At 50.5% G+C, this 12,990-nt stretch carries 16 protein-coding genes and 3 tRNA genes; 5 read left to right on the top strand and 14 right to left on the bottom strand.

The features are described 5' to 3' along the window. Positions 1 to 75: 75 nt before the first annotated feature. Positions 76 to 1,497: an MFS transporter gene (locus tag FDW98_RS07250; RefSeq protein ID WP_096757474.1), complete on the top strand. Its 1,422-nt coding sequence runs from the start codon at positions 76 to 78 to the stop codon at positions 1,495 to 1,497. Positions 1,498 to 1,531: 34 nt separating this feature from the next. Here the strand turns inward: FDW98_RS07250 and FDW98_RS07255 are convergent, their stop codons facing one another. After that, complete coding sequence (locus FDW98_RS07255) at positions 1,532 to 2,170, bottom strand: RpiB/LacA/LacB family sugar-phosphate isomerase (protein WP_096757475.1); 639 nt, start codon at positions 2,168 to 2,170, stop codon at positions 1,532 to 1,534. A gap of 269 nt (positions 2,171 to 2,439) precedes the next feature. On the opposite strand from FDW98_RS07255, the gene FDW98_RS07260 reads away from it, so the two are divergent. Then, on the top strand, positions 2,440 to 2,775 hold the full coding sequence (locus tag FDW98_RS07260; protein ID WP_096757476.1) for a YecR-like lipofamily protein: 336 nt from the start codon (positions 2,440 to 2,442) through the stop codon (positions 2,773 to 2,775). A gap of 193 nt (positions 2,776 to 2,968) precedes the next feature. Then, the gene (gene ftnA, locus FDW98_RS07265; protein ID WP_096757477.1) at positions 2,969 to 3,466 is read left to right on the top strand and encodes a non-heme ferritin; all 498 of its coding nucleotides are present in this window, start codon (positions 2,969 to 2,971) and stop codon (positions 3,464 to 3,466) included. A gap of 45 nt (positions 3,467 to 3,511) precedes the next feature. Here the strand turns inward: ftnA and FDW98_RS07270 are convergent, their stop codons facing one another. Continuing rightward, a complete protein-coding gene (locus FDW98_RS07270; RefSeq protein WP_096757478.1) occupies positions 3,512 to 3,751 on the bottom strand; it encodes a YecH family metal-binding protein in 240 nt (79 codons plus the stop codon). Between the two features lie 213 nt (positions 3,752 to 3,964). Between FDW98_RS07270 and tyrP the strand changes: the two genes are divergently transcribed. Further along, on the top strand, positions 3,965 to 5,176 hold the full coding sequence (gene tyrP, locus FDW98_RS07275; protein WP_096759430.1) for a tyrosine transporter TyrP: 1,212 nt from the start codon (positions 3,965 to 3,967) through the stop codon (positions 5,174 to 5,176). A gap of 29 nt (positions 5,177 to 5,205) precedes the next feature. Here the strand turns inward: tyrP and FDW98_RS07280 are convergent, their stop codons facing one another. The 8 genes from FDW98_RS07280 to FDW98_RS07315 all read right to left on the bottom strand — a co-directional run bounded on the left by FDW98_RS07280 (position 5,206) and on the right by FDW98_RS07315 (position 11,046). Further along, positions 5,206 to 5,871 carry a YecA family protein gene (locus FDW98_RS07280; protein WP_096757479.1) on the bottom strand — a complete coding sequence of 222 codons (666 nt, stop codon included), beginning with the start codon at positions 5,869 to 5,871 and terminating at the stop codon, positions 5,206 to 5,208. An 84-nt stretch (positions 5,872 to 5,955) separates the two neighbouring features. Then, on the bottom strand, positions 5,956 to 6,237 hold the full coding sequence (locus tag FDW98_RS07285; protein ID WP_096757480.1) for a heavy-metal-associated domain-containing protein: 282 nt from the start codon (positions 6,235 to 6,237) through the stop codon (positions 5,956 to 5,958). Continuing rightward, entirely contained in the window at positions 6,234 to 6,419 is a 186-nt protein-coding gene (locus FDW98_RS23605) for a transport protein (protein WP_249354895.1), read from the bottom strand. The genes FDW98_RS07285 and FDW98_RS23605 overlap by 4 nt, the downstream gene beginning before the upstream one ends. Positions 6,420 to 6,536: 117 nt before the next feature. After that, positions 6,537 to 7,679 carry a transglutaminase-like domain-containing protein gene (locus tag FDW98_RS07295; RefSeq protein WP_096757482.1) on the bottom strand — a complete coding sequence of 381 codons (1,143 nt, stop codon included), beginning with the start codon at positions 7,677 to 7,679 and terminating at the stop codon, positions 6,537 to 6,539. 238 nt (positions 7,680 to 7,917) lie between these two features. Further along, positions 7,918 to 8,388 (bottom strand): SRPBCC family protein, encoded by a 471-nt coding sequence (locus FDW98_RS07300; RefSeq protein ID WP_096757483.1) that lies wholly within the window; start codon positions 8,386 to 8,388, stop codon positions 7,918 to 7,920. 13 nt (positions 8,389 to 8,401) lie between these two features. Then, positions 8,402 to 9,088, bottom strand: coding sequence for a DUF1571 domain-containing protein (locus FDW98_RS07305; RefSeq protein ID WP_249935696.1), 687 nt, complete (start codon positions 9,086 to 9,088; stop codon positions 8,402 to 8,404). 191 nt (positions 9,089 to 9,279) lie between these two features. After that, positions 9,280 to 9,468, bottom strand: coding sequence for a hypothetical protein (locus FDW98_RS23370; protein ID WP_161959001.1), 189 nt, complete (start codon positions 9,466 to 9,468; stop codon positions 9,280 to 9,282). Between the two features lie 378 nt (positions 9,469 to 9,846). Beyond that, a complete protein-coding gene (locus FDW98_RS07315) occupies positions 9,847 to 11,046 on the bottom strand; it encodes a hypothetical protein (RefSeq protein ID WP_096757485.1) in 1,200 nt (399 codons plus the stop codon). A 344-nt stretch (positions 11,047 to 11,390) separates the two neighbouring features. Between FDW98_RS07315 and FDW98_RS07320 the strand changes: the two genes are divergently transcribed. Then, a complete protein-coding gene (locus FDW98_RS07320; protein WP_096757486.1) occupies positions 11,391 to 11,633 on the top strand; it encodes a DinI family protein in 243 nt (80 codons plus the stop codon). A gap of 322 nt (positions 11,634 to 11,955) precedes the next feature. Here FDW98_RS07320 and FDW98_RS07325 read toward each other — a convergent pair. The 4 genes from FDW98_RS07325 to pgsA all read right to left on the bottom strand — a co-directional run bounded on the left by FDW98_RS07325 (position 11,956) and on the right by pgsA (position 12,956). Then, positions 11,956 to 12,042 (bottom strand) — tRNA-Leu (locus tag FDW98_RS07325). Positions 12,043 to 12,054: 12 nt separating this feature from the next. Beyond that, a tRNA-Cys gene (locus FDW98_RS07330) sits at positions 12,055 to 12,128 on the bottom strand. 52 nt (positions 12,129 to 12,180) lie between these two features. Continuing rightward, positions 12,181 to 12,256: transfer RNA gene (locus FDW98_RS07335), tRNA-Gly, on the bottom strand. A gap of 151 nt (positions 12,257 to 12,407) precedes the next feature. Continuing rightward, positions 12,408 to 12,956 carry a CDP-diacylglycerol--glycerol-3-phosphate 3-phosphatidyltransferase gene (gene pgsA, locus FDW98_RS07340; protein ID WP_096757488.1) on the bottom strand — a complete coding sequence of 183 codons (549 nt, stop codon included), beginning with the start codon at positions 12,954 to 12,956 and terminating at the stop codon, positions 12,408 to 12,410. Positions 12,957 to 12,990 lie beyond the last annotated feature (34 nt).

The raw sequence follows: 12,990 nt of genomic DNA on the forward strand, positions 1-12,990 counted from the left end.
ATAGCTGTGCGGAGAGTACAGCTGCACTGAAAATAAAAAAATCCCGTGAATTTCATTTGAGATGGCAAGCACAACATGAGTAACGATGTAGCGGTTGAGAATAAACGTGGCCTCTCCCCGGCGGCCTTGCTCGTTGCCGGGGCTTTTTTTATGGAGTTTATCGATGGCACGGTCATCGCCACCGCCCTACCCGATATGGCAAAAAGCTTTGGCGTTGAGGCGGTCGATCTCAACATTGGCATCAGCGCTTATCTGATCACCCTGGCGGTTCTGATCCCTGCCAGCGGCTGGATTGCCGATCGCTTCGGCGCGCGTAAGGTGTTTAGTCTGGCGCTGGCCATCTTTACCCTCGCCTCAGTGTTGTGCGGATTATCCACCAGCCTCGAAAGCTTTGTAGCGATGCGTATCCTACAGGGAGTGGGCGGTGCACTGATGGTGCCGGTTGGTCGCCTCGCGGTGCTGCGCACCACGCCAAAACACCAGTTAATCACTGCCATTGCCACCCTGACCTGGCCGGCATTAGTCGCCCCTATCATCGGTCCCCCGCTCGGCGGGTTTATCACCAGCTATGCCAACTGGCGCTGGATCTTCTTTATTAATGTCCCGTTGGGATTACTGGCGATAGCCCTGGCGTTACGCTTCATCCCCGATATCCATGATGATGAACGCCGCCCCTTCGACATCCCCGGCTTTATTGCCACCTCGGTTGCCATGGTTAGTCTGGTGTATGCCATGGAGTTATTGGGCGCACAACAGCCTCAAGGCTGGCCAACTGCTGGCCTACTTATGCTTGGGGTCGTCACCTTTTTGTTCGCTTTGCGCCATTTTCGCCATGCTGCCTGGCCGATGATTCGTCTCGATGCCCTACAGGTCCCGACATTTCGCGTCACAATGTACGGCGGGTCGCTGTTTCGTGCGTCTATCAGTGCGGTACCCTTTTTGCTGCCGTTGATGTTTCAGGTCGGCTTTGGCATGAACGCCTTTCATGCCGGCTCATTAGTGCTGGCGGTGTTTGTCGGCAATCTGACGATCAAACCTGCGACCACGCCGTTGATTCGCTGGCTGGGCTTTAAAAAGCTGCTGTTGATTAACGGTGCGCTGAACGTACTGGCGCTAATGGCCTGCGCGTTGATTACCCCGCAAACGCCAGTGTGGGTGATTTTACTGGTGCTGTATCTGGGCGGCGTGTTCCGCTCGATCCAGTTTACCGGTGTCAGCACGCTGGCCTTCGCTGATGTTCCCGCCTCGCAGATGAGCTACGCCAATACGCTGTTCAGCACGGCCACGCAATTAGCGGTAGGGTTAGGGATTTCGCTGGCGGCAATTGGCATCAGAATGGGTGATGAAGTCAGCAAGTGGCTGGCGCTGAGCCATGTGCCCGGCATTAGCTTCCGTCTGGCCTTTGTGGTAATTGCTATTATTTGCCTGATCGGCATGGTGGATACGTTGCGGCTCACTCGCGACGCAGGCTGTGCGGTGTCAAACAAGAACCGATAAGCCCGGACAGCGTACGCCGCCGGGCCAACAGCATTTAGCCAATGATTTCACGGACAAACGCTTCAATCGCTTTGTCCTGGCAGTTTTCAAAGAAGCACTGCTGGAAACGCGGGCCGGATACAGCCGTTTTCACCAATTCAGGATCGATAGCGCGCAGAGTATCAAGATAGTTTTCTTTGACGATCGCCGCTTTAACCTGATTCAGAATACCGGCGTTACGCACCTGTGGCTCTTTACGCTCCGGCGGATAACCCTCGCCGTTACGTCCCGTGAAGGCTTTTTCGAACATATAGCGTACGTTCAGCTCTGCGCCCCAACCGAAACCTTTCGCAAACGCCAGGGAGAGCGCATTACCGTTGTTGATTTGTGCGAACAGGAACGCATCTGCCGGGTCGAGGCAATAGCCGCACACGACGCCCGGATGGATATTCAGCGACATCATGGCGCCCTGACCCGTACCGCAACCGGTGACGACAAAATCGACAGCTTTAGAATTGAGCAGAATGCTGGCCATAATGCCAAGATGAATATAGGTCAGATGATGGTCATTTTCATCGCTCATCCCAACGTTAAACACCGGGAAACCTTTCTCATCAGCAACGGCTTTAAGCTCGTTATGAATGATCGCGTTTTTGCTTGCCTGGCTGTTTTCCATCATCAATGCAATTTTCATTGTGTCTTCTCCTGAATACGCCGCGGGGGTTCCGCCATGAGTCATAACATTCAGGCCACATTACTATTTTGCAAACTCACTTTCAAATTTAATGAAATTTAGTTTTAAAAAGTAATAATGTGCTCACATTTTTCCTTTGAAACAACCGATTTGCCTCATGCCGAAGACGCCGTTGTGATTACTTGCAGGTGATCGTTAAGTTATTCAGGCCATTGTCAGGCCGCAGTGTATGCAAGGATAGCCTATCACCGAACTTTCAGAGCGATATCATGAAGACCCTAATCCTAACCCTATTGCCGCTCGTGCTGACGGGATGCAGTATCACTAAACAGGCACAGGTCAGCGAAGCCAGCCCTATCACCGGTGTAGTGCGCTTGACTTACAACCAGGCCATGCTGCAGACGGCTCGTACCGACGATTATGTTGCCCAGGGTACGGCGACAAAGGAATGTCAGCGGATGGGATACGCCAGCGCGGTGGCGTTTGGCCAACCGGTTGCCACCTGCAGCGTTTATGCCGGTTCCTTGTGCATGAATACCACCATCACGCTCGCCTGGCAGTGCCACGGCGTCGCCGTCCCACAATCCCCCTCTTTTAATTACTAATATGCAGACCAGCATATTGCTGCTGGTCTTTTATTACGCCGGGTTTATTTTTACGATCTAATATCGTTAATGCGTTTTATTCCCATTCGCATTTTTAATAATTAAAATTATTATTTTACCTTTTGCAAATAAATAAATAACAAATTATAGTGATGCCACATCAATATATAATTACCGTTCGTGGAGCAGAACCATGCTGAAAACAGAAATGATCGACCAACTGAATGAGCAAATGAATCTTGAATTATATTCATCTCTGCTTTACCAACAGATGAGTGCGTGGTGCAGCTATCACAGCTTTGAAGGCGCCGCCGCGTTCCTGCGTCGCCATGCGCAGGAAGAGATGACGCATATGCAGCGTCTGTTTGACTACCTGACCGACACCGGCAGCTTGCCGTGCATTAATACCGTGCCATCACCGTTTGCTGAATACGCGTCACTGGATGAACTGTTCCGCGTTACCTATGAACACGAACAGCTGATCACCCAGAAAATTAATGAACTGGCGCATGCGGCAATGACCCATCAGGATTATCCGACCTTTAATTTCCTGCAATGGTATGTTGCCGAGCAGCACGAAGAAGAGAAATTATTTAAATCGGTTATTGATAAATTAACGCTGGCAGGCAAAAGCGGTGAAGGTCTTTATTTCATCGACAGAGAACTGGCCACGCTTGATACCCAGAATTAATTCTGTTGGCTAACGGTGGCGCTATACTACCGTTAGCCAGGAATATTAATGGCGGCAGATCTTACTTTCGTGCGTAGAGAAGCCGTCGTCTCTGGCAATAAACTTCCCCTTCGCCGCTAAGAACGCCACCAGCTCAGCCGCCGTCATGCCCTCAGCAGAACAGGTATGAAAACGTGCCTGCTCGCCAAAACGTGCTGTAATCGCCGCTTCAAGGCTGGCATTTGAATACTGTTCGCCAGACTCAATCATCATGTTGAGTACTTCGTGGCCGTGAATAGATTCCATACATTCTCCTCAATAAAGCCCATAGCCTAATGTGAACGGCTTTATGCTGCTTTGCGCTAACGCAGAAAAATGTCATCTGGAATACATCTTAACCACTCACCAAGTGTAAATATAATTATACACGTATTGTAACGGTCATTTGACGAAAATAGCGTTATGCCTTACTCTGCGCCGCAGATACAACTGTTGACTATCTCTGGGACAGAGGAAAGCGTGAAGAATAGAACTCTGGGTAGTGTTTTTATCGTGGCGGGAACCACGATTGGCGCCGGTATGCTGGCGATGCCATTGGCTGCGGCGGGCGTGGGATTTAGCGTCACGCTGGTGTTGTTAGTTGGGCTATGGGCACTGATGTGCTACACCGCGCTGTTGCTGCTCGAAGTGTATCAGCATGTCCCGGCAGACACCGGACTCGGCACGCTGGCAAAACGCTATCTCGGTCGCTACGGACAGTGGATCACCGGCTTTAGCATGATGTTTTTGATGTATGCGCTCACAGCGGCGTACATCAGCGGTGCGGGTGAACTTTTGGCCTCGAGCATCAGTGACTGGACCGGCACCAGCATATCCCCAACGATGGGCGTATTACTGTTCACCTTTGTTGCCGGGGGGGTGGTCTGTGTAGGCACTTCATTGGTTGATCTGTTCAACCGCCTGCTGTTCAGCGCCAAAATTATTTTTCTGGTCATTATGCTGGCGTTGCTGATGCCGCACGTCCATAAAGTCAATCTCCTCACGCTACCGCTGCAGCAGGGTCTGGCGCTTTCTGCCATTCCGGTTATCTTCACTTCATTCGGTTTTCACGGCAGCGTTCCCAGCATTGTCAGCTATATGAACGGCAATATCCGTAAATTACGCTGGGTGTTTATTACCGGTAGCGCCATCCCGCTGGTCGCCTATATTTTCTGGCAGTTGGCCACACTCGGCAGTATCAACTCATCAACCTTTATGGGGCTGCTCGCCGATCATGCGGGCTTAAACGGTTTATTACAGGCGTTACGTGAAGTGGTGGCCTCACCGCACGTTGAGCTGGCAGTGCATCTGTTTGCCGACCTCGCACTGGCGACCTCCTTCCTGGGTGTGGCGCTGGGCTTATTCGATTATCTGGCTGACCTCTTCCAGCGCCGTAATACTACAGCCGGAAGACTGCAGACCGGCGTAGTGACATTCCTGCCGCCGTTGGCCTTCGCCCTCTTCTACCCGCGCGGGTTTGTCATGGCACTGGGATACGCAGGTGTGGCCCTCGCGGTGCTGGCGCTGCTGATCCCGTCGATGCTGGTCTGGCAGAGCAGAAAACACAATCCTCAGGCGACGTATCGCGTTGCCGGCGGCGCTCCGGCACTGGCACTGGTGTTTATTTGCGGTATTGTGGTGATAGCGGTGCAGTTTTCAATTGCGGCAGGACTGCTGCCAGAAGTGGGTTAAAAAAAAGGGGGCTTAATGCCCCCATTGTCTTAGTGCAGACAGCACTGCTTATATTTTTTACCGCTGCCGCACGGGCACGGATCGTTACGTCCTACCTTGGCATCGACTTTAACCGGTACCTTCGCCGGGGCTTCCTGCGGGTGCGCCATCCAGTACGCGTGTAGATCCAACGCCGCCAGACGGATAGCCTCAACGCTCTCTTCAAACGCCTCTGGGGTCAGTTTTTCCACCACCTCGAAGTTTTCTTCCGTCCCGTGCAGCGCAATCGCCTCAAGCGCGGGTTTTAACGAATCCGGTAATGTGGACCAGTCAGACAACGCCACACCGCGCATATAGCCAAAGCACCACTCTTCCACAATCGTCAGCTCATGGCCTTCAATTTCGCGCAGGCCAAACAACGGTTCAAACTGCTCCGGGAATTCATCCAGACGATCGGCGGTATCCGCCATGTGCTGAAACGCCAGGTTCATAAAACGCGCCATTTCTTTTTCGGATGACCAGCGAGGGACATACTGCGCGCCGCCCCATATCGCGACCAGCCACTGCTCTGGCTCAATTTCAAAAGGTGAACTGAGCACTGCCGTCAGCAAGCCGTCCAGCTCTGAGACATCCAGAATCGCCTTATCGGTATTGTACTTGGTCAGTACATCATCCAGCCATTCCAGCTCGCTCTCGTTTAACGGTCCCGTTTTCATAACGCTTTTCCTTAGTCAATAATTCCTGCCTGTGAGTATCTTACATGGCTGGCAGAATAACTGATACCAATAGGCATAAACGGCTTACTGTTGCTCAATACGGTTTAGCGTGGCCGTGTATCCGGTTTTCGCCACTGCGTTCAGCAGCGTATCAGTAGAAAAACCGTGGGGCACGATGGCTTCGGCCTGTCGAGTCTTAAGCGAAGATTTGGCTTTGATCACGCCGTCGGTTTCGCGCAGCGCCTGGTTCACCGAAATAACGCACAGCGAGCAGGTCATATTTTGGATATCCAGCACCACTTTTTGATTGGCGGCCTGTACCCATAACGGCAGTAATAACCATCCCAGCAGCATTACTTTTTTCATTCAAACACCTCATAAAACCAGGCCACCAGCGTGGGGTAGAATAACACCGGCAAAATCAGCGCCACGGCGAACCAGTATAGAACGCGCATCTGCGTCAAGGTTAACCGCCCGGTACACCACAGCCGTTTAGAAAAATAGAGTCGCCAGAAGACCCGTAATAATAACCCTAACGTCAGCACCATCAGGGGGATACGTAAAAATTCAGCCTGGGTGAATACCGCAAAGCCCGCCGCGGAAATACCAAACAGCAGATATAACAGCGGCCCGACACAGCACAGACCGGCGGTAATCCCGCCCCCTTAGCGTTGTTCTGTTGCAACATAGCGGTAAGAGAACGCTTTAGGGTCATAGAAATTGATCGGATCGCCGTCCACTTCAGCATAAGGGTAACCAAAGTTGTTCATCGCACCCTGCTCGGTTGCCGGATACAGTTCAAAATCGCGTCCGTAGTTGAAACCCACCCAGTTCATTTCCCAGTTACCAAACAGGTAAGCGTTGACGGCCTGGACATCGGCATCCTGATGGGCTTTTTTCTCTGCCAGACGCATTTTGGTCACGTCTGCCGGGTCGCACGGCAACCAGCCGTAACCGGCCAGATAGAACTCAGCACGACAGTGCTGTCCACCACTAACATCGGCAATCCCTGCGCTGTCGGCTTTGCCAAACGCGCTTTTCGAATAGCGTTCCAGCTTAACGGCTTTCCCCAGGCGGATGCCAAACAGTTCTCGCGCAGGAATGCCGCTAGCCCGAGCCAGGGCCACAAAAACGGAACTCATGTCGGTACATTTTCCCTTAAGCTTGCCGCTTTTCAGGATCTCTGCGACATCGCCTGTCCCGCAGCCAATCACGTCATTATCACGCTCCATATAGCGACTCACCCACTCATAAATCAGGCGTGCTTTTTTCAGTGGATCCTGCTCCGTCCCGGTAATTTTACGCGCGGTTTCCTGAACCAGGCCATCGATGGGCGTATGCGCTGTCGGCAGCAGATACGGTTTGACATCCAGCGGGTAAATAATCTGCGCCGGCGCTTGCCAGGTTTTTAGCGCGTCATGTTTCAGCGGTTCCCAGTCGGTCGTTTCAATCTCAATATCGACCTTTATCAGCAACTCACCCTGCGAATCGGGCCAACTGGCAAACAGCGTTTTGGCGCCGTAGGTGTTATTAGTGGTGATGTACGCCTGCTTATAATTGCCGGTAAAGACAAGGTTTGTCATCTGCTGAAACGCGGTGTCTACCGGCAGCGGTATCCACAACTTCACCACGCCACGCGATCCCTGAGGTGGATTGAGTTGATAGGTTTGTGATAACACAAAACGTCGACGCGCCACCGGCGCTGCTAACGGCTCTGCGGCTTGTACTGTCTGGCTAACTATCGAAGGGCCGACGAATCCGGCGGCAGAAAGGAGTACGCTATTTTTAAGAAACTGGCGACGTTGCATTGCTGTCTGTCCATATTATGAGAGTTGAGCCACGGCGAGCGTAGGCGATCATCACAGCAGACAGACGCTGACGTAAAAAGGCGAGTCGATGGGGATTATTCATCAATAACAGACCTGTTAACTGTGAATGAAAAGAGAACCGATTAAGCCACTTTCGACCACAAGAGTACAGGCGCAATAAGAAAAAAGGCAAAGAATGCATAAAATATGCGAGTCCCTTACCTGACTCGCCATTACATTAAAACATATACACAGGAGCGCCTAATTTGCGGGCCAGTCCTCTGGCGCCCTCGCGCATAACCGTATCGTGATTCCAGCGAAATACGGGGGCGGCCAGCGGGGCAAGATAGTTCATCCAGCGAAGCGTGGTGCGAATGTTCCAGTCGTATCTGACGAGAGTCTCCTTACCTAATTCGACAAAAGACCATACCCCACGACCTTCAACCTCACCGCAGGCTTCTCCTTCAAGCAGAGAACACGGCTGAATATTCAGTACATTAATATCAAAGGTTAAACGATACGGCAGCGCCCCTTTCCAGGTATAACGGTGCAACGCGCCGATACCCAGCCCATCACCTTTCTTAATTTCGGTGACTCGCTCCAGATTTACCCACCACTCTGGCCACTGGTCCGGATGCGAGAACACCTCCCAGACCTCCTGGAGTGACGCCTCAACCCGCCAGACGGTAGAAAACTGATATTCGGCCATTGCGCTGGCTCCTTCAAGGCGTGAAGAAATTGGCAGGAAAACGGACGTTAACGATCAGTGAGTCCATCAGCACCGTTTCCAGCAGTTTTCCCTCCAGCGTGTAGCTCACCACTTTGGCAGGCAGCCCATAATAGTTATCTAACCAAAGGTCATAGCGATGAACACCATCAACAACCATTGCCTTCGCCCCCACCACCGAGACATAGGTGACCGAGCGCCCGGATAGATTCTCCACGCCAAGGGTGGTGGTGGTTCCCTCACGCTGCAGACGGCGAATATTCCCCAGCAAAACGCCGATGTCAGACCGGTCCACACGATGACCGCGCTCATCCTGAATCAGTGAATTAGTGGGCGACAGCGTCAAAACAGGCAACGTTCCCAGCCCAAATGGCCACAACGTCACCTTCCCACTGCCGGGGTTATAGGTCAGTACCGCACCTGCATGCGGTTGGGTGAAGTCCATTCGTACATAGCCGGGTTTTTTATAGCTATAGCGAATAATTTTGCTCGCCTCTGTCGTGGACGAGGAACGCATAACAACCTGATAGGATTGTATTTGATCAAACCTTTGTTGATAGCGACTGATGGGGTCTTGCGACGGCACAGACGCCACAGCAACGCTCACTGCTACTGGATACGCTATCGCGCTAAAAACGAGTAACGTTGCAGACATCATCGTCAAAGAGAGTAAGCCTCTCATGATCGTCTCCTGCATCAGTAGGGTCTGCAAACAGGAGCTATCACCTGTTACCTGCTTTCATTATAGGGGGGAATTCAGCGGTGCTGACTGGCTGGATAATCATTATTTTCACAGACACAGCGGTAAAATTAATCATGCCTACGTCGGGTACCAACGCTGCCAAACGCTATACTTGAATAGCCACATTTTTATCAGGTATTCATCATGAAACGGTCACGGGTACGTTCATACTTCGCCTTCACCGTACTGTTGATGACGTCATTCTGTGCTATTGCCAGCACCTTACAGGACCAGGCCGCAAGAGAGCGTGAATTAAGTGCGGCGCTGTCTACCGGCAACAGCGTCATCATCATTGGAGGAACGGAGGATTTCGGTTTCACGCTCAGGTCCCACAACAAAATCCATCGGTCTTTTGCGATTCAGGATGGCATTGGCGATCCCATTATGTTTAACCGTCTTCAGAACCAGAGTTACAATCCCGCCCGAGATGGGTTCAGTAATAACCCGGCCCACGGAGGATTTATGATGGGTGCACCGATTCGCAGGTAGATGCCTATTGAAACCTTGCCCTTAGAAACGATGCCGATGCGGGTCAACAAATTACAGGCACAACAAAACCACCCGTAGGTGGTTTCACGACACGGCTTATTGATTTAATTATTCAATTGGAATGGGACTTGAATCCACACAAGTCGAACACCAAGGCGAGGTTTAACTGATACAAAACGGAGAACGTAAAGCATGTCACAAGCGCTACCTCAACTGGATTGAGGTTGGCCGGATGAGTACGGGCATTTAGCACTTTCTAAAAGTGCCTCATCTTGCGCTAGTAAGGTAATCACGTCTCCAGCAATATCAGCCCTGATTCCAAGAGATTTGTGTGCAACATAGGCAGCAACAGCCAGCGGCCTCCATTTAAAGCAAGCGGCAATACGCCTGATCTCTTCAATAACCTTGAATGTGTCACATTCTAAGGCCAAGCTTGCACGCGCTGTGTCAAAAGATATTCGCTGAGCATTGGTCAGCGGGGGAAGCCTTTTAAGCTCTGCTGTGATTATTCGCTGAGCTTCAACACCTATAGAAGATCCGCCTTCGACTATCCCCGTCAATCCAACAAGTTTTCCACCATCACTACGGCTATTATCATCTTTGACCTGGAGCGGAACAGTCTGGGCCATCAGCTCGACATCCTGCTGAAGGAGATCGAGCAATTCGGGCATAATTTCAGGGTTAATGACACCTTTCAAAGCATCTACTCGTTTTGCCAAGGTCACAGGAGAGCAACCCAATCGAGTTGACATAGAAATAAGGCGATTTGCTATCATGAAAATGTCATTCAAGCCAATTAAAGGCTCACACTCGCTGCGGAGTATCATATCTTCACGTTGGGCATAATTTTGCTTAATGGGTTTCCTGACCTTAGGTTTTGCTTTTTGACTCGTATAGCCACGCAAAGCATCCTGCGTGCTTTCTATTAGCATGTTAATACTGTTTGTCAGATCTTCACTTCCTTTCAGACTGGAGGTGATCTGATGCATTTTATGAAGCCTTGCCAGCATTTCAGGCGTTGCGCTCCCTGACGCTATACTCTGGCTTATCTCATGCATATTTTTGATAATTCCAGTGGCAATTTGTGATGGGTCAGACGCAATATCTTTAACTTGGTGGCTATTTTGTATTGTACGCTCCATCAGTTTGAGCACGTCTTTCCAATCGGTTTTTACACCACATTTTAGGGCTTCAAGCCTGGAAATCGTATTACGAAGGCTGTGACATTTCGCCAAAGGGATGGCCTCGCCTACGTTTTTACCCATTCTCAGCCAATTAATAAGGGCAATAAAATCGTTTGCTGCAGAATCATTCAACCCTTCAACGACACGTTTTCTCACATCGGGATCAGAAAAGTTCGTTCTTGGCTTCGGAAGGCGATCATTTTTATGGTCGCTTGGTTTCTTCATACCGTTTACTCAGAATATTTTAATGAATCAAGCGTTGCTCGATGTCAGTAGAATCAGGGGTTAAAACAATACAACTCAATCAAATATAAGGATATTTACCTTATTGAGCAATATTGAAAACGGTCTTTCTCGTACTCTTTCACGGAGCGGTCATCACACATTGCCGTTCTTCAGGTTGGTCAGGTATGGATTCGGGTGAGCCCGTCATCGCTCAATCCGGACTTCAGCGACCATTGCACATATCAGTCGCAACTGAAGGGACGCCCACGTTAACGCCCTCTTGAATAGTGGATAAAAACACAGTATAAATACTGTATATTCATCCACCAGAAAGGCAGTGTGCAATGTTTGTGGAACTCGTTTATGACAAAAGAAATTTTGAGGGTTTACCGGGTGCAAAGGAGATTATTTTAGGTGAGTTGAGTAAGAGGGTTCACCGACTCTTCCCGGATGCGGATGTTCGAGTTAAACCGATGATGACACTACCGGGGATCAACACAGATGCCAGTAAGCACGAGAAAGAACAGATAAGCCGAACCGTTCAGGAAATGTTTGAAGAGGCTGAGTTCTGGCTGGTGTCAGATTAAACATCTCTGATTCATCATACTGGGTAAGTACAACCCGCCGCGAGTGGCAGTCATTCAAGACTCACACTTCAAACATTCGCCAGTCAACCGCTGCCATATCTTTACATACAGTGTGGTGGCGGCAAATTTCCCGACTTTGATTTCCAATTCACTTTTCTCGTTCTGAAAGCAAAAGAGCATTTTGTTGTTACATTTGCGGTGAGGCAGTAATGCCCTCTTTTTATGGCGAAACATTGGTGAACCTGAAGTACAAAAACAAAAAAACCACCCGTAGGTGGTTTCACGACACTGCTTATTGCTTTGATTATTCTTTTCTTTCCCATGGTGCCCGGAGTGGGACTTGAACCCACACAGCCTTACAGCCGAGGGATTTTAAATCCCTTGTGTCTACCGATTTCACCATCCGGGCTCGGGAAGAAATTGGAGGCGCGTTCCGGAGTCGAACCGGACTAGACGGATTTGCAATCCGCTACATAACCGCTTTGCTAACGCGCCGAAATCTTCAGGCTTTTCAGCCAACACCCGCATATTGCCGATGTTTTAAATTTGGAGCGGGAAACGAGACTCGAACTCGCGACCCCGACCTTGGCAAGGTCGTGCTCTACCAACTGAGCTATTCCCGCATCACCAAGTGACTTTGTTAATCACTTGATTTTACTATCGTCTGGCAATCTGTGCTGCCGTTCGATGCGTTGCATTCTACTTACCTGACGCACTGAGTCAACGATATTTTTCACCACTTTCGATCGTTTGCTGAAATTTGCGTCGAAACGATCACTGATCAAGCAAATCTCCACGTGCAGCTCTCAAATACTGGAACATTGACCACAATGTCAGTATCGCCGCAACGAAGAAAAGCGCGATCCCGGCGTATTCAACCCAGATATTTGGCCGCCACAGCAACCACGCCAGTGCCGCCATTTGTGAGGCGGTTTTGACTTTACCGATCCATGACACGGCTACGCTGTTGCGTTTCCCCAGCTCGGCCATCCATTCGCGCAGTGCTGAAATGATAATTTCACGGGCGATCATCGTCGCAGCAGGTAATGTTACCCACCAGCTGTGGTAGTGCTCCGCCACCAGCACCATGGCGATAGCCACCAGCACTTTATCGGCGACCGGATCGAGGAAGGCGCCAAAACGCGTGCTTTGGTTCCAGCGGCGTGCCAGAAATCCGTCAAACCAGTCGGTAACCGCCGCGATACAGAAGATCAGCGCACTAACAAAGGGAGCCCAGGTAAATGGCAGATAAAACGCCAATACAAAGAATGGGATCAGAATGACGCGAAACAGCGTGAGCAATGTAGGGATATTAAATTGCATATGACGGATAACTATCTGTTGTCAGTGAAATTAC

It is taken from the genome of Citrobacter sp. wls711 (assembly GCF_005281055.1).
Classification (GTDB): domain Bacteria; phylum Pseudomonadota; class Gammaproteobacteria; order Enterobacterales; family Enterobacteriaceae; genus Citrobacter; species Citrobacter gillenii.